The following is a 22,073-nucleotide window of genomic DNA, read 5'->3' as shown; positions in this document are numbered from 1 at the left end:
GTATCTCGGGAACAGCGTCCATTCTACGTGCTGACACAGGCCGGGGCCAGCTCAGGTGCAGGCAGGTCCTTGAGCTCGCCACGCCGGGCGAAATGACGCTGGGCAAAAGCGACCCGCTCCTTGACGTTCAGGCCATCGGACTGCTTCTCTACCAGATCGAGGCGCGGGCGCAGTCCCTCGCCGTTAGCCATCTGGATGGCAAGCCCTGGACGGGCGTTGAGTTCGAGCAGCATGGGACCCTGGTTACGGTCGATCACCATGTCGGTACCCAGGTAGCCCAGCCCGGTCATTTCGTAACAGCTCGCCGTCAGCTCGAGCAGACTCGTCCAATCGGGGATGCGCAGGCTGGCGAGCTCGTGGCCGGTATCCGGATGGTCGCGCCGGGAACGATCATACTGAACGCCACGCACCGCCGTTCCCGTGGCGATATCGAGCCCGACGCCCACCGCCCCCTGATGCAGGTTGGCCTTGCCATCGGAGGCTGCTGTCGACAGACGCATCATGGCCATGACCGGGTAACCGCGGAAGACGATCACGCGAATGTCGGGCACGCCTTCATAGGTGTACTCGGAGAGTTTTTCATCAAAATTGATCAGCGACTCGATCATCGCCACGTCGGGCGCACCACCCAGGGAGTAGAGACCCGACAGGATATTGGAGATATGGCGATGCAGATCCTCGAGATTCAGCTTGGCACCGCTGGGCTTGACGAAGCCGTCATGGTCGACCCGCTCGATGACCAGGATGCCTTTGCCACCGCTGCCCTTGGCCGGCTTGATGGCGAAACCGTCGTGTCCCGCGATCATGTCGCCCACGCCCTTGACCTCGAACTGGGTGGTCACGGTACCGATCAGGGCAGGGGTGGTGATACCGTACTGCTCGGCCAGCAGCTTGGTCTTGAGCTTGTCGTCCACCAGCGGGTATAGGCGTCGATTGTTGTAACGTCCAATGTAGCGAATGTTACGCCGGTTCATACCGATGATACCGCGACTCAGAAGCTGGCTAGGCCGTGCCCACATGATGTCAGTCCTCGGTGACCGGTTTGAAGCGCCTCAGCTCGAGCAGGCGGTATCCCGTATAGTTACCCAGCAGCAGGATCAACGCCATGATGATGAGCTGTACGCCCAGGAAGTTGAAGGTGATATGGCGTATCCACGGGTTGTTCATGGCGAGATAAGCCAGTACGGCAGTAATGAGGCTTCCGCCGCCCTGAATCAAGACCTCCTTGGGTCCTTCTTCTTCCCATAGGATCGACATGCGCTCGATGGTCCAGGCCAAAATGATCATCGGAAAGAAGGTGATCGTCAGTCCCGCATTGAGGCCCACCCGGTAGGAGAGCACGGAGAAGATCGAGATGATGGCGATGACCGTGATGATCACCGCCGAGACCCGCGCCACCAACAGCAGGTTGAGATACGACAGGTAGTTGCGTATCACCAGCCCCACCGAAACGATCAGCAGGAAGCCGATCAAGCCAGTGGGCAGGGTCGTCTGGATGAAAGCCAGCGCGATCAACACGGGCATGAAGGTGCCTGAAGTCTTGATCCCGACGAGAATTCGCAGGAACACCACTACCAGCGCCCCGATAGGAATCAGCAGGATGGTCTGGAACAGCGCCTGTTCCTCCAGCGGCAGGCTGTGGATCGAGAAGTTGAGCAGGGTGTCGTCGACCAGTTGGCTACGTACCGCAGCCGCAGCGGGCTGACTGCGCGAAAGCATGGAGAAGGTGACCCGTGAGTTGGTGCCGCCCTGTACCTCGAGCACGGCACGGCCGCCGGTTTCCCACAGCAGCAGGTTTTCCGGCTGGCCCTGGTCGGCGGTACGCGGGTTGAACAGCGCCCAGTTCTCCTCGTCCGCAAAGACCATGATCCATGGCGTCAAGGTCTGGCGCCGGCGCCCATCCTCGAGCACGAGCCCGCTCACTTCGTGCGCGTGCACCCCGGCCTGGTTGAGCAGGCGCACCAGCAGGGGGGTGCGATCGAACTGGGTCAGCAGCAGGCGGGCGTTCTCACCTTGACGCTCTTCGTCGAAGTCCCGGATCAATTCCCGAGTGAAGGTATAGGGATCGGCACTGCGCGCCCAGGCGCGTTCGATCACCTGGGCCGCCGCTGTGTCGTAAGGGCGCTCCCAACTGACTTCACGCAGTGCGGGACGGGCGATCTGCTGCTGTCGCCGGTCATCGGTCACCTGCGTGCGCACGGAATAATAGAGCTGCTGGCTGCCTGTTGCCTGCCGAATCGACCACTGCGCGCGACGACCGGTTTCGTCCTGCAGGAACGACAGCCCATAGCCCGGTGAGGCGGTATTCTCGGTCAGGATCCGGTAGCCGCGCTGATGCGAGGGCAGTGCCAGCTCAACGCGTACCGGATCACCCATGGCCGTGAAGTCGACGATGGCCTCGACCTCCCATACTTGGCGCTGCTCACCGGGGGTCCAAGGCACTTCCATTTGGATATGGCGGTGCAGGCTCGTACCGATACCTAGCACAATCAGCAGACCCACGATGAGATAGAAGGGCAGTCGTGACATTTCTCTTCCTTGCAGATAGGGCAGCGATCAGGCTCGGTATCAGCCTTCTTCTTCATCCCGGTCGTTGACTTCGTCCTGCGGTGCCTCGGAGGCCGGACGTCCCCCTGGGAACTCTGGGCGTGGATGAATGAAGTTTTCCGCCACGTCGATCAAGGCGATATCCATCAGGAAGCGACGTCCCAGCAGTACCGGATAGTTGAGATGAGTACGGTCGCTCAGGGTGAATTCCACCGTTTCGCGAATGGGTCCAAGAGTCATCAATAGGCTGACCACTGGACGCGATTCGCTGCCTGCGGCCTGCAGGATGCGAACCCGGCGCTCGACCGGGCGCTCGATCCATTCGCCGCGAACATGCTCGACGAAGACGTCGTCGTCGGTCAGGCCCAGCTTGAAACGCACCCAATCCTCGCCATCACGCTCGAAGCGCGTGATGTCCGTGGCCGACAGAGCGGAAGTATTGGCACCCGAATCCACCCGCGCGCGTAGATAGGTGCCTACGTCAGGCAGCCCGATCCATTCGGCGCGGCCGACCATTTCCTTGGCCGCAAGCGTTTCGCTGAACTCAGTGTTGCACTCTGCGGGTACCAGCACCGGCTCGTCGCCATACAGTTGCTCCAGCCGTTCGATATCGCCACGTAGATGACGCAGCGTAATGCCGGCATCGCGCAACTCGGCGAGCAGTTCGGCCTGGTGACGGTCATTGACAGCGAGGGCGCCGGAGCGGTCGCAACTCTGGGCGATCCGCTCCTCGAGCTGGCCGATGCGAGTCTCGAAGGCATCGGGACTCAACGTGGGTTCGGGCTCGGAATGGGAACCGGGCGTGAGGGCGCATCCGCTGATCAACAATGAACTCAGCAACCAGGGTATGGGTGCGGATAGCGTTCTCGGTCGCATGTGGGTCGACAGCCTCCGGTCGGGCTACGGACTAGGCGCAGCGGCAGTGGGCTTGCTTGATGGGCTCGGGCTTCGTTGCTCGAAACATGACGGAGGATGATAAGGATTTCGAGGTGGCGTTGTCCAACGTCGCGACAGATACCTTATTTAACATAATATACATTATGCGAACTCAAGTCCTACCAATATGCTCGTGCGCTGGGCTGTCACGCCCGAGGAGGCGCATGCATCACGCTCACGCGAAGAACCCTGGCACGGGCCAGGGTTCTCCATATTCACCGCGAACCACCGAGATTCGTCAAATCTCCTCGGACGGCGCGTAGGAACCATCCTCGCGGTGCACTTCCTTGCCGGTGATCGGCGGCGTGAACACGCAGGCCAGGTGCATGGTCTTGTGAGCCCGCAGCAGATGCTCGTCGTGCTGGTCGAGTATGTAGATGTCGCCGGGCTTGATCGGCCAGATCTTGCCGTCGGCCAGAGTTTCCACTTCACCTTCACCTTCGATGCAATACACCGATTCGTAGTGATGCTTGTAGTGGATATGCGTCTCGGTGCCTTCGTAGATCCGCGTGATGTGGAACGAGAAGCCGCCGCCGTCATTGGCGAGCACCAGGCGCGTACTGTCCCAGGTTCCGCTTTCCGACTTCACCAGCCGATCCGTCTTGCGCGCTTCCTCGAGATTGCGAACGATCATCTTTCTCGTATCTCCGTTCAATCCATAGACCGGCCGACTGCAGGCGCAGCCGACCGCTAGTTCGTCTAGCCAGATTCGCGAACCTAGGCGACGACCTCCTTGACACTTTCCTCGAGGATATCCAGCCCCTTGAGCAGGTCCTCGTCGGGAATGGTCAAGGGGCACAGGCACTTCACCACTTCGCCAGCCTGGCCGCTGGTCTCGATCACCAGACCTTTCTCGAATGCCTTGGCGGTAATCTTGTCGGCCAGTTCGCCGCTGCCCACGTCGATGCCGCGCATCAGGCCGCGGCCACGCTCGGAAGCCAGCACGCCCTGCTCGCTGATCCAGGCCGCGAGCTTCTGGAAGCGATCCTCGACCACCCTGCCCTTGCGCTGGACATCACGCTCGAAGGTATCGTCCCGCCAGTACTGTCGCATGGCGGCAGCGGCCGTGGCAAAGGCCAGGTTGAAGCCGCGGAAGGTGCCGTTGTATTGGCCGGGCTTCCACTTGTCCAAGTCAGGGCGCATCAGCACGTGAGCGAACGGCAGGCCAAAGCCGGACAGCGACTTGGAGTTGGTGACGATGTCGGGCTTGATACCGGCGTGCTCGAAGCTGAAGAACTTGCCGGTGCGGCCACAACCGGCCTGGATGTCATCGACGATCAGCAGGATGTCGTTGTCACGACAGATCCGCTCCAGGCGCTTGAGCCATTCGATACCGGCCACGTTGATGCCGCCCTCACCCTGCACGGTCTCGACGATCACCGCCGCCGGCAGGTCCAGGCCGCTGGAGTTGTCGCCCAGTAACTTCTCGAAATAGTCCAGGCTGTCGACATGCTCGCCCAGGTAGCCGTCATAAGGTATGAAGGCACTGCCTTGTAGCGGAATACCACCAGTGGCTTCACGGAACTTGCGATTACCGGTGGCGGCAAGCGCCCCCATGGTCACACCATGAAAGCCATTGGTGAAGGTGACGATGTTGTGTCGCCCCTGGGCCACTCGGGCCAGGCGAATCGCGGCCTCTACAGCGTTGGTGCCGGTCGGTCCCGGCAGGTGCACCTTGTACTCCAGGCCACGCGGCTTGAGGATCACCTCTTCCAGCGTTTCCAGATAGTCTCGCTTGGCGGCGGTCCAGAAGTCGAGGCCGTGGACGATGCCATCGCTGTCCAGGTAGTCCAGCAGAGCCTGCTTGAGGTGTGGATTGTTGTGGCCATAGTTGAGGGTGCCGGCACCGGCCAGGAAATCAATGTATTCCCGCCCTTCTTCATCGGTCAGGCGAGCGTTCTTGGCCTTGGTGAACACCACCGGGAAAGAACGGGAATAAGTCCGGACGTTGGATTCGAGACGTTCGAGTGTCTGGGTCTGCATGTCGACCTCCTGTCGAGATAATCGGGGCGAAGGAGAGCATGGACGACCGGTTGGGTTCGGCCATCCTGCGATTCGGATAGGATTTAGATGCGGCGCGTGTCGAAGGGGCCGATACGCACGAGATTCTCGGGATCGTGTTCACCGCCGAGTTGATCCGTGGAGAAGTATTCACGGCTGTTGAGGGGCGCCTGCCAGCGATCGGCGAGGCGGCGGAAGAGCCCCCAGGACGCCTGGTTATCAGGTGTGATGGTGGTTTCCAGGTGATGAACCTCGGCCAGTTCGGGGCGACTCATGACGGCCTCGACCAGGCGCCGGGCCAGACCGGTGCCGCGAGCTTTCTCACCCACCGCGACCTGCCACAGGAAGTAGGTATCAGGGGCATTGCTTTTCACGTAGCCGGATACGAAACCGACGATTTCGCCCTCTTCGTCGGTGGCAACGGCACAGGTATCGCGGAACTGCGTAGCCAGCAGCAGGTAAGCGTAGGCGGAATTGACGTCGAGCGGGGGGCAGGACTTGACCAGTTCGTAGATTCCCCAGCCGTCGTCTGGGTTGGGCTTGCGAATGAACAGTGGCGAGGCATCACTACCAACCACGGCGTCGGCCACACTGGGGCGGGCCAGGTCAGCAGAGGGCGTAAAAGGCTGCGGTGTCACGTTCATGGTAAGGCTTCGCTGTAGCGATGTTGCGAATAATGATAACAGGGCTTGCCGGCAAATCAAAATTGGGGTTATGGCTACACCACAATTGCATAACAAAAAATTATCATTGCTGACGGAATGCCACGCAATTCACCACTATTCCCGCCTTGTTCGTCACTGGCGCTTGTTCTTCCCCGAAGGAATCGGCCATTCACCCGAATGAGTCTAGTCCAGAATGTCACGGCAGGCAGGGCCTGAAACGACATCGGGCCACCTGATGGTGGCCCGATGAAAGTAGGCGGCTCGACGCGCCGTTCAGTGACGCGACAGCGTACGCATGGTGACGAACTCTTCGGCAGCCGTTGGATGGATGCCAACCGTGGCATCGAAGTCTGCCTTGGTCAGGCCGGCCCTCACGGCGACGGCGATGCCCTGGATCAGCTCACCGGCCTCCTCTCCTACCATATGGGCACCAACCACCACGTCGCTGACGTCGTCGACGATCAGCTTCATCAGACAGCGCTCCTGGCTGCCGGAAAGAGTATGTTTCATGGGGCGGAAATCGGTGCGGTAGACACGGATGGCTTCGTATTGCTTACGCGCCTGCTCTTCCGATAGCCCCACCGTTCCGATGTTGGGGTGGCAAAAGACTGCGGTGGCAATGTTGCGATAATCCATCGGCGCCGGTCTTGCATCGCTGAAATGCTGCTGCACCAAGTGCATCGCTTCCGCCAAGGCCACAGGCGTCAACTCCGGCCCGCCGGTAACATCGCCCAGCGCCAGGATCGAGGGCACTGACGTCTCGAAGCGGTCATTTACCTTGACGGTACCGTCAGCATTGCGTTCGACGTTCAGAGCATCGAGCCCGAGCCCCTCGAGATTGGGTTTACGACCGGTTGCCGCCAGCACGGTATCCACCGCAAGCGTTTCGCCGTTGGTCAGCGTCACTCTCAGGCCGTCCTCGGCCCTGTCGATACGCTCGATGTTAGTCTCGAAGTGCAGGTTGACCCCCTTGATGGCCATCTGCTCCCGGGTAAATTCACGAACTTCACGGTCGAAGCCACGCAGAAACAACTCGCCGCGATAGACCAGGTGGGCTTCACTGCCCAATCCATTGAAGATGCTGGCAAACTCCACGGCGATGTAGCCGCCGCCAAGTACCAGGAAGCGTCGCGGCATACGCTCCAGATCGAACACTTCGTTGGAGGTCACGGCCAGCTCACGGCCGGCAAAGTCGGGGATCCAGGGCCAGCCACCGACGGCGACCAGAATCTTGGCGGCGGAGAAGCGCTGTCCGGCAACCTCAACGCAATGGGCATCTACCACGCTTGCCCGGCCATTGATCAGGCGTACTCCGGCATTTTCCAGTAGACGACCGTAAATCTCGTTGAGCCGTGATATCTCGCTAACCTTGTTGTCACGTAGCGTGGCCCAATCGAAGCGCGGTGCTTCGGGCAATTCCCAGCCGAAGCCACGGGCATCCTGGAAGGCATCGTGGAAATGCGCGGCATAGGAGTAGAGCTTCTTGGGAACGCAGCCTACATTGACACAAGTCCCCCCCAGATAGCGATCCTCGGCGACGGCCACCCGGGCGCCTGTCACCGCAGCGGTGCGGGCGGCACGGACCCCACCGGAGCCAGCGCCAATGACGAACAGGTCATAGTCGAAATCAGACACTCGATTCTCCTCGTCTTGCCGGGCCATGGATGACAGGACCGGTCCAATCGGGCGATTTTACCAGTGCCATGCCGGTGTGTAGAGCCGGCCTCTCCGCTGCAGCCGGTTGACCGCCAAGGCATGCAGCGGTAAAAGAGGCGCTCTATCCAACACCCCTGGCCAACGGACCTCATCATGGACAAGGAAATAGCGACCCTGCTCGACAATAACCGCGCATGGGCAGAGCGGATGTGCGAGGAGGACACAGACTATTTCACACGTCTGTCGCGTCAGCAGAATCCCGATTATCTCTGGATCGGCTGTTCGGATAGCCGCGTGCCGGCCAACCAGATCGTGTCGCTGCCACCAGGGGAAGTCTTCGTTCACCGTAACGTCGCCAACCTGCTGCACCACAACGACCTCAACGCCCTCTCGGTACTGCAGTATGCCGTGGAGGTGCTGCAGGTCAGGCACATCATGGTCGTCGGTCACTACGGCTGTGGCGGCGTGAAGGCCGCGGTCGGCGGCGGCGACAACGGCATGGTGGACATCTGGCTGCATTCGGTGCGCGAACTCTACCAGCAACATCGCCATACCCTCGCTGAGCTGCCACTGGACGACCAGGTGGACCGCATGTGCGAACTCAACGTCAAGGCTCAGGTAATGAATCTGTGCCGCACCAAAATCATCCAGCACGCCTGGCAGCGCGGCCAGGCCCTGTGGATACACGGCTGGGTCTACGGCCTGGTAGATGGCCGGATTAAGGATCTTGAGTGCACCGTGAAGGGGCTGGATCAGGTAGCTACGCTTTATCGTATCGATCGTATCGAAGCGACGCCCGATGCCAGCTGAGCCGGGGCGCCGCCACACCACCTCATACCGCGAGCGACATTCAGCGCTGGGAACATGACATGTCCGACCCACTTGCCGCGCTTCAGCGCGAACATCTTCAGCACCTCGAACGCTACTATGCCGAAACACTGACCGCCCTCGGCTACGATGGCGTATTGATTTATAGCGGCCGGCCAACCCTTCACTTCGGCGACGATCAGTACGCCAGTTTTTGCAGCTATGGCCATTTTCAGCACTGGACGGGACAATCCGGACTCGCCCACAGCTGGCTATTGGTCCAACCGAGCCAACCGACCCGCTGCTTCTTTCATGCGCCGGACGACTTCTGGCATCTGCCGCCCCAGTTGCCCGATCAGGCATGGACCGAACACCTTGAGGTCGTGGTAGTGCGCGACGCTACGCCACCGCAACTCGGCGCTGGCCGCTTCGCCGTAATAGGCGACGTCGATCGCGCAACCGCCCAGGCCCTTGGAGTGGAGTGCAACCCAGCGGATCTGCTGACCGCCCTCGACGAAGGCCGCGTGCGCAAGAGCGCGTACGAGATCGCCTGCCTCAGCGAGGCCAATCGTATGGCCGTGCTCGGCCATCGCGCTGCCCACGAGGCCTTTCTCGCCGGCGGCAGCGAACTCGATATCCAGCTCGCCTATCTGCAGGCCTCACGGCAACGCGAAAGCGAGCTGCCCTATGGCAACATCGTCGGGATCGGTCCGCATGCCGCAGTGCTGCACTACCAGCATTACGATAGTGAACCGCCGTGTTCCCGCCCCAGCCTGCTGGTGGATGCGGGGCATCGCTTTCGCGGCTACTGTGCCGACATCACCCGCACCTGGCCGGGAACCGACACCGACCCGCTCTTCACCGGCCTGATCGCAGGAATGCACGACATCAAGCAGCGCCTCGTTGCGGCAGTGGCACCAGGCATCGAGTTCGTTGCCTTACACGAGCGGATGCACCATCTGCTCGGCGAACTGCTGGTAGCGAGCGAACTGGTCACCGGGTCCGCCGAGATGGCCGTCGAAAGTGGTATCACCCGGGCCTTCTGCCCCCATGGAATCGGCCATCTGCTCGGCCTCCAGGTGCACGACGTTGCCGGCCGCCGGGCAAGGGATGGCACTGCCTTGCCGCCCCCCGCCCAGCACCCCGCACTGCGGTTAACACGGGAACTGGAAACGGGGATGATGGTCACCATAGAACCGGGACTGTATGTCATCCCCATGCTGCTCGAGCCGCTAAAGGCAAGCCCTGTCGGCCGTGAAGTGAACTGGACGCTGGTCGAGCGCCTGGCACCTCATGGCGGCATTCGCAGCGAGGATAACGTAGCGGTAACGAGGGATTCAGCCAGGAATCTGACAGCAGACTTCGAGTAAACGACCTTCGAGTATGCGACATGAGTGAACGGCGGCCACCAGCCGACTTTGCTCCCCCGCGCGGGATGACCAACCCGCACGTGCAGACCTTGCTGCCACGCCTGTTGCCCCGGCCACGGCTCGCCCGTGATGTTGAAATCCTGGAGCTTCCCGACGGCGACTTCGTCGAGCTCAACTGGATCCGTCCGAGCCCCCTCGCCGATACGGCACCGATCTTCGTGCTGTTTCATGGTCTCGAGGGTTCGTTTCATTCGCCCTACGCCCACTGGCTGCTGGCAACGGCCAACCAGATGGGCTGGCGGACGCTGCTGATGCACTTTCGTGGCTGTGGCAATCGGCCGAATCGGCTGCCTGCGTGGCTATGACGATGCAATCACCGCACCGCTACATGGCTTTCAGGATGCCGCCGATTACTATCGACGCGCTTCCGCTGGACGCCTGCTTGGCGACATCGAGCTTCCCACCCTGGTCCTGCATGCTGCCGACGATCCGTTCATGCCGGCGGGATTGTTCGAACGCTTGCCGCGCCCCGCCGATGCGGTGCGTCTCGAGATCAGCCGCCATGGCGGTCATGTCGGCTTCATGGAGTGGCATGGTCGGCGCCTACACCCGTGGCTGGCGCGACGCCTGGCCCATGAACTGGCCTGTTGGGCCGATACCGGGGCGTCATGGCGCTCGGCCATGCACCGCCACCTCAGCCGATCGGACAGCTGACCCCGGTACCTTTCAGCCCGCAATATCCCGCGGGGTTCTTGTGCAGATACTGCTGGTGGTATTCCTCCGCCAGATAGAAGGTATCGAGCGAGCTGATTTCCGTGGTGATCCGCCCTCGCCCGGCCTGGGCCAGAGCATACTGGTAGGCGTCGCGACTGCGCTTGGCGGCACTCAACTGGGTATCGTCGGTGGTATAGATCGCCGAGCGATACTGGCTTCCGACATCGTTGCCCTGGCGCATGCCCTGGGTCGGATCGTGCGCCTCCCAGAAGACCCTCAGCAGCGTCTCCAGGTCGACCTCACGCGGGTCGAACACCACCTGAACCACTTCGGCATGGCCGGTCCGTCCGGTGCAGGTTTCCTCGTAGGTGGGATTGGGCGTCACGCCGCCGGCGTAGCCCACCGCCGTGACATACACCCCGGGCAATTCCCAGAACAGCCGTTCGGCGCCCCAGAAGCAGCCCAGCCCGAGGACGATCTCCTCGTGTCCGGCGGGGAACGGCGGAAACATCGTACGGCCGCTCACCGCGTGAACACCGCTAACGGCCAGCGGGGTTGCGCGCCCCGGTAGGGCGCGTGCAGGTTCGATGATGGGTGTCTTCATGACGGCCCTCCCTAGGGTTCCAGAATCACCGGCTGGCCGGGTCGGGTGAAAGTGTAGATCAGGTCCACCGCCTGGGCGGCTCCCGACACCGCCTGCAGGTAGAGGTTGCGCCACAGGGTGTAGCGCAGCGTCAGTTCGGCGATGGGCGAGAAGACACCCACGCCATAGCTGATGCGTAGATCGTCGCTCAACTGGCCGGCCACCACCACCTGGCTTTCGTCGCCGGCGCCGGCGGTTTCCAACGTCAGGTCGGAGATGCCGAAGGCTTCGCCGATGGCCCCCACCGTGCCGCCCGCCTGACCCAAGGCCATGCCCATGAGCAGCGAGGTCAGGGCGCCGTCGGCATCGCCGTCACCGGGAGGCCGGCCGCGCAGCAGGTAGGAGAGCGCCCGGGCCTCGTCCATGGAGGGTTCGGAGAATACCCGCAGTTCGGGGGCGTCCGGGGTACCGGTCACGCGCAGGCCCGCGATCACGTCATCCTGGGTGATGCTGGGGTTGCGGATGGCCTCGAAGTTGAGCAGCGGCTGGTCCGCCGGCCCGCCGAACAGAATTTCCCCTTCGCGGATCAGCAGATCCTGGCCATAGGCGCGGAAGCGCCCGTCGACCAGGCTGACATCCCCGAACAACTGCACCGGACCGTTCTGCTGACGCACTTCCAGCGTGCCGGCCAGGCCCGACTCGAGGCCATAGGCGGACAGGTGCATGTCGGGCCCCAGGTGCAGCTCGATACGTACGTCGATCTCCATCCCGGCAGCGGCCAGGGCCTCGGCAGCGTCTTCGCCGGGCTCACCGGCGGCCACCTGGGCGGCGCGGCGTTCCGCCTCGCGCTGCGCCCGCTCCTCGTCGCGCTGCGTGATGATGATTTCGTCGGGGCTGGGCGATACCGCCGAAGGCGGCAGTTCGCCGACCTCGAGGCGCGCCCAGGGCACCCGCACGTCGCCGCGCACCTGCAGCAGATCGGGACGGATGCGCACGCGCAGATCGGGTGCCACACGCAGTTGACCGAAGGCCGGCAGCGTCGCCAGCAAGGGTTGCTCACGAGCCTCCAGGTCGATGGCGATCCGCCAGTCGTCGGGGGTGGGCCAACTGGCGTTGCCGGTCACGTTCAGGCGCCCCTCCTCGGCAGCGATGAAGCCCTGGATCTGCCCCTGGTCGCCGGCCAGGCTCACGTTCAGTTCGCCGTCGCGAACCTCCAGCGGCATGTCGTAGCCAACCACGCGCAAGCCGCTCAGGTGCAGCCCGCCATTCAGCACCGGCGCCTGGGTAGTGCCCGCGATCTGCACTTCGCCGTTCAGTTGCCCTTCCAGGGTCTCCATGCCGGTCACCAGGGTGCGATAGCCATCCAGACGCACCTGGCTCAGCACCAAGCTTCCCGCCATGCGCCCCTCGCCCATGGGGTCTTCGATGCCCAGCGTCAGATCCAGGTCGCCGGCCTGCGAGATATCCAGCGACAACGCCAGGTCGGCCCGCGCGGGGGTGGCCTGGAGGTCGACGCTCAAGCGCGAGGGCGGCAACTCCCAGGGCTGGCCGTAGGCATCGAGCCCGGCCAGGGCCAGTTCGCTCAGCAGCTCCACCTCGGCCCGCCAAGCGTTGCCGCCCTGGCTCCACTGAGCGGCCAGCTGCAGCTCCGTGGCTCCGCTTACGCGCCACTCCTCCGGCAACCACTCCTCAAGCATTTCCATCGGCACTTCGCGCAGGCTCAAGGCCGCCTGGCCCTGGTCGACGGAAGCGACCAACGGCGATTCGAGGCAGACCACGCCGCCCTGGACGCGGCGCAGGCAGAACGGCTGCACCCGGGCGCTGCCGGCGCTCAGGTCGGCCTCGAAGAGCATGGGGTCGTCCAGGCGCAGGTCGCCATACTCGCTGTCGACCTCCAGCGGTGTCAGTCGCCCGCGATAGCGCTCGCGGTCGCTGCCCATGGCCCCTTCCAGGGCCAGCGCGGCGCGTGACAGCGGCATGCCCGTTCCAGCACTGGCCTCGAGGGTCAGACGATGGCCGGAGAGCCGCCCCTGCAAGGCCAGGGCGAGGGCTTCGACACGCTGGCCACCGGCGTCGATGCCGGCGATATCGAGCGCCAGGTCCATATCGGGGTCGTCCAGGCCGCTGACCCTCCCCCGCAGCCGTAAGCGTTCCAGGCGATTCTCGGCGAAGCGCAGGCCGTCCCCGGTCAGGTCGAGGTCGATCCGCGGCGCTTCCAGGCTGCCCGCAGCGTCGATATGGCCGCTCAGCGTGCCTGCCAGTTCCTCGTGCAGGCTGCCCAGCGCCGGCAGCTCGATCTCCGCCGCCAGGTCGATGGCCTGTTCGCTCACCGTGCCGGTGGCGAGGATGCGATTGTCGCCCTGGCGGAAATCCAGGGTTTCCACCTGCCAGCGCATGTCGCTGTCGCCGGCCAGCCGTGCGCGCAGCGACAAGGGCAGCTCTTGCAGCTCGCCGTCGATGGCCAACTGCGGCAATTGCAGCGTCCAACCTTCGTCGTGCTGGGCGAAGCTCAGTTCGATATCGCCCTCCAGCTCACCGTCGATCCCCTCGACGAATTGCCCGGGATTGACACGGTCGAGGCGCAGGCGCGCTTCCACCAGCAGCGCTTCGGCCCACTCCACCCGGCCTTCGCTCACCACGCCGGCCTCCCCCTGGTCGACCGTCAGCGGCTGCCATACGAAGTGCTCCAGGTCGCCCGTGCCGCTCAGCGCGACGCCGGTTTCCGGCAGCTCCGGTCCTTCTACCCGCAGCGTCGCGGCCACCTGGTAGTCGAGCAGGCTGCCACGCACCTCCAGGCTCAGATCCTCCACCAGCCAGGGCTCGGCGGGTTCCTCATCCTCCGCCGGTACGGCGCCGGGCAACGGCCAGCGCAGGAAGTCGCTGCGCAGGGAGGCCTCCAGCGGCAGTGTCGGATCCAGAGCGTCGAGGCGCGCCTCCAGGCTGGCCTCGACGGGGCCGCTCAAGTCCAGTGCCACATGCAGATCGGCAAGCGAGCCCTCGAGGTCCAGCAACACCCGTTCGCCGGCCAGCTCCGGCATCAATTCCGGCAACCACAGGGCGCTCTCCAGGCGCGCCCGTAGCGGATAATCGTCGCGCAGGGAGACATGTGCCTCGAGCCGGGCGTCGACATCCACGCTACGCGCTTCCAGACTGTGCAACGCGATATCGTGCCCCTCTCCCTCCAGGGTGAGCCAGAGCCGATCGATGGCGTACTCGAACGCACCCTCCAGGCGGGTATCCTCGATCCGCAGCTCCGGCACTTCCACGCGTAGCGGCAGGACCACCTCCGGGAGTGCCAGGCGGGGGCGCTCGGCCAATGGCAGGCTCTCATCCCGCGCCGCATCCGGCGTGGCTCGGACACCATCCACGGCGATGGCCGCATCGATGGCGGCGGCCCGCAACGGGGCGTCGTCATCCCGTGGCACGAGCTGGCGTCCGGGAGAAGGCGGCAACCAGATGCGAGTACCGGCGAGGCGGGTTGGCAACAGCCTGGCGGTGTCGCCCTCGGCCACCGCCCCGGTGGTGAAACTCTCCCAGCCCACCCGAGTGCCGTCGGCGAGTTGCACCTCCACGTCGTCGAGGGACAGCTCGCGTATCTCCAGCGGCAACGGTAGGCGCAGTTGCATCGGCTCGCCCGACTCGGGGTCCGGCGGCGTGTCATCCGCCTCGCCGGCGCTCAGCCGGATGCGCGCGCCCTCCACACGCAGCGTGTCCAGGCACAAGCGGCCGCTCAGCAGGCAATCGTCGGCCCAGGCCAACTCCAGGTGATCGGCCTCGATCCGTGCGGGCCCCGCCTCCAGGCGCAGTTCCCGCAGCACCAGATGATCCAGGGGTGCCCCCTCGACAGCGCCCAGCTCATAGAACCCGCGCTTGGCGCCCTCCTGCAGCAGCCAGCCGCTGCCCCAAGGCGAGAGCGCCAGGCCCAGCAGCAGCAACGCCAGGCCCAGCAGCCACAGGGGAAACACGATCAGCAGGCGTAACAGGACCCAGAGCAGCATCAGAACTCGGGACCGATGGCGAAGTGTAGGCGCCACGCATTGTCCTCATCGTCGAAGGGGTGCGCGATATCGAAGCGAATCGGCCCCACCGGGGAAACCCAGCGCACTCCCAGCCCGGCGCCGGTGTTGAGCGAATCGGGGCCCCAGTCATCGAAGGCGTCGCCAGTATCGACGAAGGCCGCGCCCCACCAGTCGCCGCGAATGCGCCGTTGCAGTTCCACACTGCCGGTCAGGAGTTGCTGGCCACCGCGCAGACGCCCCTCTTCGTTGCGTGGCGCCAGGCTCTCGTAGGCGTAGCCGCGCACCGAGCGATCGCCCCCGGTGAAGAAGCGCAGCGAGGGAGGAATCTTGGAAAAATCGTTGGTTTCCATGGCGCCCACGCTCAGGCGGGTGAGGAAACGCAGGTCCGAGCCGAACATGCGGATCCATTCGGTTTCCCCGGTCATGCGCAGAAAGTCGGCGTCGGAGCCCCACAGGGTATCGGAGTATTCGAAGGAGATGCGCTGGCGATCGCCCCAGGTGGGGAAGCGCGGGTTGCGGGTGCGAGTGCGCGCCCAACTGACTCCGGGATAGTAGAGCAGCACGCTGTCGGCTTCGCCGCCCTGGGTGAAATCCTCGTAGGTGGCCCGGGCGAAAAGGGTCTGAATCCAGCCGTTGTCGAACTCCCAGCGGCGGGCCAGCTCCACCGTAGCTTCGCTGGAGCGCGTGTCTTCATTGTCACGATGGCGCAATCCGTACTGGAAGCGATATTGATCGCGCAGCGGGTCAGCCAGCGGCAGCGTGTAGACACCGGACAGGTGCTGCTCCGGCTGCGAGATGAAGAAGTCGTGATCGAGACTGTGGCCGTAGCTGTTGATCCACGGCTGATGCCAGCTGAAACGCAGCCGCGGCCCCACGTCGGTGGCATAGCCGATGCCGGTCTCGAAGCGATGCCGGTGAGCGGGCTCGACGACGATATCCACCGGCATGTCGGGCCGTTCGAGAGCGTGCAACTGCCGGCTGCCGGCCAGCGCCAGGGCCGAAATACGCGGTCGTTCGGCTCGCTGGCGGCGCTCGGCGGCATCGCTCGGTAGTGCCGCCTCGCCCTCGGTGCTCACCTCATTCCACCAGCCCCGCGCCGGTTCCCCCAGGGCCAGCTCGCGCCGCGCATCGAGGCGCGGACGCACGCTGACCGAGCCGAACCAGCCCGTCTGCCCGAGCCGCTGGGCGTACTGCGCCACCTGTCCGGCGAGATAGGGGTCGCCCGGCTCGAAGGGCGACATCTGGCGCAGGCGCTCGGTGACGATATGGTTACCGCGGATGGTGATGTCACCGAAATCGTAGCGCGGCCCGCTCGCCAGGGCCAGGTAGAGACGCGCACTCTCGGCGAAGGGCCGCACTTCCATGCGCCGGTCGGTGAAGGCCCAGTCGAAGTAGCCACGCTCCAGCGAGAGGTTGGCCAAGCGGTTGCGCAGGCTATCGTAGGGCGCGTGCACCAGGGGATCGCCGACCTCCAGGGAGAAGTCGTCGATGGCCTGCTGGAACGGCGGGTCCACGCTGGCGGTGCCGCGCACCTGGAAGTCGATGCTCTCGATGCGTACCCGGGGCCCGGGCTCGATGGTCAGATCGACGTAGCGGGGCGGGTCGCTCGGATCGAGGTGGTGATGCACCTGGGGCTCGTAGTAACCGTAGACCCGCATCGCCTCGCGGGTGCGTCGCTGCACCTCGCCTTCCACACGACTACGGCTGTAACGCTCGGCATCGACGCTGCCGAGGTAGTGGCGAACGTTATTGGCCACGTCTCCTTCGATACCGTCGATGCGTGCCTCCAGTGCCAGCGCTCCATGTGCCATACCAAGACACAAGGCCGCCGCCCCCATGCGTGAGATCACGCCTCTTCCCATATAAACGGCTTCCCGACTCGACACCCGCCCGGCCCGCAAGGACCAAGGCAACCTTATCGCAGGGCCTCCAGCCCTGCGCTGAGTGACAACTGTTCCTGACGCAACTCGCGCAACTCAGCCTCCATCGACGCCAGGCGAGTCCGAAGACTCTCGATCGCCTGCGAGGCTTCATCACCCTCGGCGGTCGCCTCGATCGCCCCGGCGAGGTCGTCGAGACGTGTCTCCAGGGCCACCGTGCGAGCCTGCTGGCGCTCTTCCAGCGTGGAGAGCTCTTGCTCCAGGAGTTGCTGAACGTGTTCATCCACGGCTTCGAGCCGTTCATCAAGGGATGCTCTCACATCCTGCTGACGTTCCGCCAGTTCATCTTGTAACGACTCCCATTCAGCGAGACGCTCCCCCTGGCGCTCGCTGGCCTCGGCCAACGCCTCGATCCTGACGACCAGGACTTCACGCCCCTCCTCCGCGACACGCTCGAGCGAATCGAGTGAGGCTCGCACCGCCTCGAGCAGAGCATCGCGATCTTCGGCCTCGCCGTCGAGTCGCTCAAGCCCGGAGACAACGTCGTCGATGCGCTCGTCCAGCGCTTCGAAGCGTGAAGCATCCCGCTCGGCAATATGCTGCACTTCGACTTCCAGGCCCGCCATTCGAGCCACTACCGACTCGGCATGCTCTTCCGTAGAAGAGAGCCGCGACTCGATGTTCTCGAGACGATCGCCGCGTCCTTCCTCCGCATCGAAGCGAGCATGCACGTTGGACATTCCCGAGGTGACCTGCTGCACCTCGGCGCTCAAGCGCTGAATCTCCTGCCACCCCAGCCATGCCATGCCAAGCAGCATGGCCAGCAATAGCAGCACGGCAAATTTCAAGGGCCAAAGGCGCGGTTGCGGCTGGGAAACACGTCTCGGCCTTGTCAAGCTGGAATCCGGGTCGGGCACGATGGGACGTCGCTCGGAGGGACGCGCTTCGGGCATGTCAAACTCCTTCTAGGCAGGTGCGGCAGGCGCCTGTCATTGTAAGCAGGTCCAGCGCCTGCGCACACATGGCTGCCTCAACGCGTCGCGTTTGACTCCGCGGGATCGGCCCTTCGACCTATACCGCGGTAGGTCAGTCCCCAACTGGCCACATGGCAGGGATCGTAGATGTTACGCCCGTCGAGCAGCAGCCGCTCGCGCAACAGCTCGGCCAGGCGCGGCCAATCCGGATTCCAGTAGTGTTTCCACTCGGTGACCAGCATCAGCGCATCGGCACCTTCGCAAGCGACATAGGGGTCGCCATCGAACAGGCTCAGCAGTGGATGGTCGCCTATCTCGGCGCGCACGGCCGGGATGGCCGCGGGATCATGCAGCCGGACGTGAACGCCTTGGGCCCACAGCGCCCTGAGCAGCGTCAGCACCGGCGCATGATCGATACGCGCTGAGCCCGGCTTGAAGGCCGCCCCCCAGATCACCAGGGTTCGTCCTCCTAGCTGTCCATGGAAGTGGGTCCACAACTTGCGGAAGAGCGTCTCCTTCTTCTGCTCGTTGATGTCCAGCACCTGCTCCAGCAGTGCTGAATGCCGGCCGCTGGCCTCTTGCACATCGGCCAGGCGCATCAGGTCGCGAGAGAGATGGGGACCACCGAAGCCACAGCCGGGATAGAGATACTCATAGCCGATACGCGAGTCCGCCCCCATGCCCTGACGCACGTATTCGACGTCGACCCCCAGGCTGTCGGCGAGCCCGGCAATCTCGTTCATATAGCTGATGCGCGTGGCGAGCATGCCGATCGTCGCCAGCTTGGTCAGCTCCGCCGCACGACGAGGCATCAATTGGATCACGTCGCGACGGCGGTTGAAGGCGCGCAACAGCTCGCGCACCTGGGCCTCGGCACGCTCATCGTCGCAACCTAGCAGCCAGCGGCCGGGGCGCGTGAAGCTGGCCCATGCCCGCCCCTCCTCGATCATGTCGACCAGGGCGACCGCACGTCGACCGTTACCGCCAAGCCGCGCTTCCAGCCGTTCCGTCTCGCCCACGGGAAAGGTCGAGTTGTTGACCAGGGTCAGCGGTCCTTGGTGGCACGAAGCGACCTGGGCCACCAGCTCATCGGCTTCCTCACGCTGCTCAGGAGACAACGCGAGCCACAGGATGTCGATGCTCTCCGCCAAGGCAGAGTCATCACCGTTGGCCAGATGCAGGGTGCCCTGTTCCCGCCCCTCTTCGAGGCGGTCGAGCAGATCGGGTTCTCGCCGCAGCCAGTCGGCCGCCTGGAGTGCCGGCCAGCGCATGCTCTCGTGCGGCACCCAGCGCACCTGATGGCCAACCCAGGAGAGCGCGGCGGCGGCCGTAGCCGCCGCCAGTTCGCTGCCATGTATCTCGATGCGCATGTCGCTCACCCCGCTTGACTATAGCGAGCGAGCAGCTCGCGGAAGCCTTCGCCGAAGCGCGGATGCCGACGAGCATAGACCAGCGTCGCCTCGAGATAGCCGAGCTGATGGCCGCAGTCATAAGTCTTGCCGCGCATGCGCCAGGCATCGACACCGTCGCGCTGGCGCAGCGTCTCGATGGCATCGGTCAACTGGATCTCGTCGCCGGCCCCCGGCGGGGTCTCTGCCAGCAAGGAAAAGATGCTGCCCGGCAGTACGTAACGGCCGATTACCGCCAGGTTGGAAGGCGCTTCCTCGCGTGCGGGCTTCTCCACCACGCCGGCCAGGGGGCAGGACTTGCCAGCGGCAGGCGGCTCGCCTTCGGGGCTCACGATGCCGTACTTGTGCACGTTCTCCCATGGCACGTCCTCGACCATCAGTTGCGACCGCCCGGTCGACTCGAAGGCCTCGATCATGCCGGCGAGGTCGTTGCGTTCGAGTCCATCGTCATCGACCAGAACATCGGGCAGCAGCACCGCGAAGGGCTCGTCGTCGCCGATGACGGAACGCGCGCAGAGCACGGCGTGGCCCAGGCCGAGCGGCTCGTGCTGACGTACACTGATGATGTTGACGTCGGCAGGTACGATGGCGCGCAACTCGTCGAGCAGCTCCTGCTTGTTCTTCGCGGCGAGAGTGGCCTCAAGCTCGTAGTGGGTGTCGAAGTGGTTCTCGATGGCGCTCTTGCTGGCATGCGTCACCAGCACGATATCGCGGATGCCGGCAGCCACCGCCTCACTGACCACGTACTGGATCACCGGGCGATCGACGATGGTGATCATTTCCTTGGGAATCGCCTTGGAGGCCGGCAGACAGCGGGTACCGAATCCGGCCACGGGCAGTACGACCTTGCGAATCATGGGTGCCTTCCTTGTCGGTTGATGAACGGAAGTTGGTGAATATCGCTTCCCGGGTCTGTCCTTGATTCCGTCATGGGAAAGCCCGGGCAGCTACGGGTACAATGTGCATGATACCGAAGGTAAAGAATGTTGCCAGGGTGCCAGACCAAATGACACGGAGAGACCACATGAGCGCAACCCTCCATCACAACGTCGACCAGGGCGAGATTGCCAAGTTCGAAGCCCTGGCCAGCCGCTGGTGGGACCCGCACAGCGAGTTCAAGCCGCTGCATGACATCAACCCGCTGCGCTTGGATTTCATCGATGCCCGCTGCGGGCTCGCCGGCCGCAAGGTGCTCGACGTGGGCTGCGGCGGCGGCATCCTGGCCGAGGCCATGGCGCATCGCGGCGCTCGCGTCACCGGAATCGACATGGGCGAGGCGCCGCTTGGCGTGGCACGCCTGCATGCGCTGGAGAGTGGCGTCGAGGTGGAATACCGTCAGGCCAGCGCCGAAGCCATGGCTGCCGAGCAGCCTGGCGAATACGACGTGGTGACCTGCATGGAGATGCTCGAGCACGTCCCCGATCCCGGCTCGGTCATCCAGGCCTGTGCGGCACTGGTGAAGCCCGGTGGCCATCTGTTCTTCTCCACCATCAACCGCAACCCCAAGGCCTATGCCCTGGCCATCGTCGGTGCCGAGTACCTGCTGCGGATGCTGCCCCGTGGCACTCATGAGTATCGAAAGTTCATCCGCCCCTCGGAGCTTGCCGGCTGGTGCCGTGAGCATGGACTCTCCGTACGCGAGCAGAACGGCCTCACCTACAACCCGCTGACGCGCCACTACCGTCTCTCCAGCCGGGATGTCTCGGTCAATTACATGGTGCACTGCCGCCGGGAGCCGGCGGCATGACGTCTTTGCCTCGTGCACTGCTGTTCGACCTCGACGGCACACTAGTCGACACCGCGCCGGACCTGGCCCGCGCCACCAACGCGCTACGCGCTCACCATGGCCTCGAGCCGCTACCCTATTCGGTGATCCGCGCTCAGGTCTCCAACGGCGGCAGCGCGCTGGTTGCTCTGGCACTGGGATTGGACAAGGCGCATCGGGACCATGACGCGGCGCGCCAGTTCCTGCTCGACGCGTACGGCCAGGCCGTGGCGGAAGAGAGCTGCCTGTTCCCTCACCTCGACCGGCTGCTGGAGAGCTGGGAGGCTCGCGGGCTGCCCTGGGGCATCGTCACCAACAAGCCCCGCGCCTATGCGGCACCGCTCGTCGAGGCGCTGGGACTGGTTCCCGGTGCACTGCTGTGTGCCGACGACCTGCCGCAGCGCAAGCCGGCACCGGAGCCACTATGGGCCGCCGCCGAGCAACTGGACGTGCCGACATCGCGGTGCTGGTATATCGGCGATCACCTGCGCGACATGCAAGCGGCCCGCGCCGCCGGCATGGTGGCCGTCGCTGTCGGTTACGGCTACATCGAGGAGGGAGACGACTACCGGGAGTGGCCGGCCGACCTGTGGTTCGAGACCTGCGAGACGCTGGTCGAGGCCCTGCTACAGACCGCCTGAAACGCATCAGGCGGGTGCAGCCAAGCTAGCGCAAATTGGCGAGCGGGATGAAGCGCTAGGCGCCCGGAGCACAGCAATCCGAGCGTATGGGGTTATACGTGAGGAA

19 protein-coding genes are annotated in these 22,073 nt (G+C 64.2%); 6 read left to right on the top strand and 13 right to left on the bottom strand.

The window, feature by feature from the left end:
- Positions 1–23: 23 nt before the first annotated feature.
- The 7 genes from HOP51_RS02920 to gorA form a co-directional block, all read right to left on the bottom strand.
- Positions 24–1,019, bottom strand: coding sequence for an alpha-L-glutamate ligase-like protein (locus HOP51_RS02920; RefSeq protein ID WP_234272443.1), 996 nt, complete (start codon positions 1,017–1,019; stop codon positions 24–26).
- Positions 1,020–1,023: 4 nt separating this feature from the next.
- Positions 1,024–2,529: an inactive transglutaminase family protein gene (locus tag HOP51_RS02915; RefSeq protein ID WP_234272442.1), complete on the bottom strand. Its 1,506-nt coding sequence runs from the start codon at positions 2,527–2,529 to the stop codon at positions 1,024–1,026.
- Positions 2,530–2,568: 39 nt separating this feature from the next.
- A complete protein-coding gene (locus HOP51_RS02910; protein ID WP_338073031.1) occupies positions 2,569–3,318 on the bottom strand; it encodes an ATP-dependent zinc protease in 750 nt (249 codons plus the stop codon).
- A 403-nt stretch (positions 3,319–3,721) separates the two neighbouring features.
- Positions 3,722–4,117 carry an ectoine synthase gene (locus HOP51_RS02905; RefSeq protein WP_234272440.1) on the bottom strand — a complete coding sequence of 132 codons (396 nt, stop codon included), beginning with the start codon at positions 4,115–4,117 and terminating at the stop codon, positions 3,722–3,724.
- Between the two features lie 83 nt (positions 4,118–4,200).
- On the bottom strand, positions 4,201–5,466 hold the full coding sequence (gene ectB / locus HOP51_RS02900; protein ID WP_234272439.1) for a diaminobutyrate--2-oxoglutarate transaminase: 1,266 nt from the start codon (positions 5,464–5,466) through the stop codon (positions 4,201–4,203).
- A gap of 83 nt (positions 5,467–5,549) precedes the next feature.
- A complete protein-coding gene (ectA, locus tag HOP51_RS02895; RefSeq protein ID WP_234272438.1) occupies positions 5,550–6,128 on the bottom strand; it encodes a diaminobutyrate acetyltransferase in 579 nt (192 codons plus the stop codon).
- A 294-nt stretch (positions 6,129–6,422) separates the two neighbouring features.
- Positions 6,423–7,784 (bottom strand): glutathione-disulfide reductase, encoded by a 1,362-nt coding sequence (gorA, locus tag HOP51_RS02890; RefSeq protein ID WP_234272437.1) that lies wholly within the window; start codon positions 7,782–7,784, stop codon positions 6,423–6,425.
- 174 nt (positions 7,785–7,958) lie between these two features.
- Between gorA and can the strand changes: the two genes are divergently transcribed.
- The 4 genes from can to HOP51_RS02870 are packed head-to-tail and all read left to right on the top strand — an operon-like array spanning position 7,959 to position 10,696.
- Entirely contained in the window at positions 7,959–8,615 is a 657-nt protein-coding gene (can, locus tag HOP51_RS02885; RefSeq protein ID WP_234272436.1) for a carbonate dehydratase, read from the top strand.
- A gap of 59 nt (positions 8,616–8,674) precedes the next feature.
- Positions 8,675–9,982 carry a Xaa-Pro dipeptidase gene (gene pepQ, locus HOP51_RS02880; protein WP_234272435.1) on the top strand — a complete coding sequence of 436 codons (1,308 nt, stop codon included), beginning with the start codon at positions 8,675–8,677 and terminating at the stop codon, positions 9,980–9,982.
- Between the two features lie 20 nt (positions 9,983–10,002).
- Positions 10,003–10,347 carry an alpha/beta fold hydrolase family protein gene (locus tag HOP51_RS02875; RefSeq protein WP_234272434.1) on the top strand — a complete coding sequence of 115 codons (345 nt, stop codon included), beginning with the start codon at positions 10,003–10,005 and terminating at the stop codon, positions 10,345–10,347.
- On the top strand, positions 10,304–10,696 hold the full coding sequence (locus HOP51_RS02870) for an alpha/beta fold hydrolase family protein (RefSeq protein ID WP_234272433.1): 393 nt from the start codon (positions 10,304–10,306) through the stop codon (positions 10,694–10,696). Before HOP51_RS02875 ends, HOP51_RS02870 begins: the two co-directional genes overlap by 44 nt.
- Here HOP51_RS02870 and msrA read toward each other — a convergent pair.
- The 6 genes from msrA to galU all read right to left on the bottom strand — a co-directional run bounded on the left by msrA (position 10,677) and on the right by galU (position 20,418).
- Entirely contained in the window at positions 10,677–11,300 is a 624-nt protein-coding gene (msrA, locus tag HOP51_RS02865) for a peptide-methionine (S)-S-oxide reductase MsrA (RefSeq protein WP_234272432.1), read from the bottom strand. The two genes, HOP51_RS02870 and msrA, sit on opposite strands and share 20 nt — an antisense overlap.
- Positions 11,301–11,311: 11 nt before the next feature.
- Entirely contained in the window at positions 11,312–15,277 is a 3,966-nt protein-coding gene (gene tamB, locus HOP51_RS02860; protein WP_234272431.1) for an autotransporter assembly complex protein TamB, read from the bottom strand.
- Positions 15,277–17,160 (bottom strand): autotransporter assembly complex protein TamA, encoded by a 1,884-nt coding sequence (tamA, locus tag HOP51_RS02855; RefSeq protein WP_455423581.1) that lies wholly within the window; start codon positions 17,158–17,160, stop codon positions 15,277–15,279. The genes tamB and tamA overlap by 1 nt, the downstream gene beginning before the upstream one ends.
- Before the next feature lie 53 nt (positions 17,161–17,213).
- Positions 17,214–18,131, bottom strand: a complete 918-nt coding sequence (locus HOP51_RS02850) for a coiled-coil domain-containing protein (RefSeq protein WP_234272430.1) — start codon at positions 18,129–18,131, stop codon at positions 17,214–17,216.
- Positions 18,132–18,208: 77 nt separating this feature from the next.
- Entirely contained in the window at positions 18,209–19,522 is a 1,314-nt protein-coding gene (locus HOP51_RS02845) for a UDP binding domain-containing protein (RefSeq protein WP_234272429.1), read from the bottom strand.
- Positions 19,523–19,527: 5 nt separating this feature from the next.
- Positions 19,528–20,418, bottom strand: a complete 891-nt coding sequence (galU, locus tag HOP51_RS02840; protein ID WP_234272428.1) for a UTP--glucose-1-phosphate uridylyltransferase GalU — start codon at positions 20,416–20,418, stop codon at positions 19,528–19,530.
- A 167-nt stretch (positions 20,419–20,585) separates the two neighbouring features.
- On the opposite strand from galU, the gene ubiG reads away from it, so the two are divergent.
- Positions 20,586–21,308 carry a bifunctional 2-polyprenyl-6-hydroxyphenol methylase/3-demethylubiquinol 3-O-methyltransferase UbiG gene (gene ubiG, locus HOP51_RS02835; protein WP_234272427.1) on the top strand — a complete coding sequence of 241 codons (723 nt, stop codon included), beginning with the start codon at positions 20,586–20,588 and terminating at the stop codon, positions 21,306–21,308.
- The gene (locus HOP51_RS02830; protein WP_234272426.1) at positions 21,305–21,967 is read left to right on the top strand and encodes an HAD-IA family hydrolase; all 663 of its coding nucleotides are present in this window, start codon (positions 21,305–21,307) and stop codon (positions 21,965–21,967) included. The genes ubiG and HOP51_RS02830 overlap by 4 nt, the downstream gene beginning before the upstream one ends.
- Positions 21,968–22,073: the final 106 nt, after the last annotated feature.

This window comes from Billgrantia zhangzhouensis (assembly GCF_021404465.1).
GTDB lineage: Bacteria > Pseudomonadota > Gammaproteobacteria > Pseudomonadales > Halomonadaceae > Halomonas > Halomonas zhangzhouensis.
Note: the sequence above shows the minus strand (reverse complement) of the source record. Positions and strands in the feature narration are given on the sequence as shown.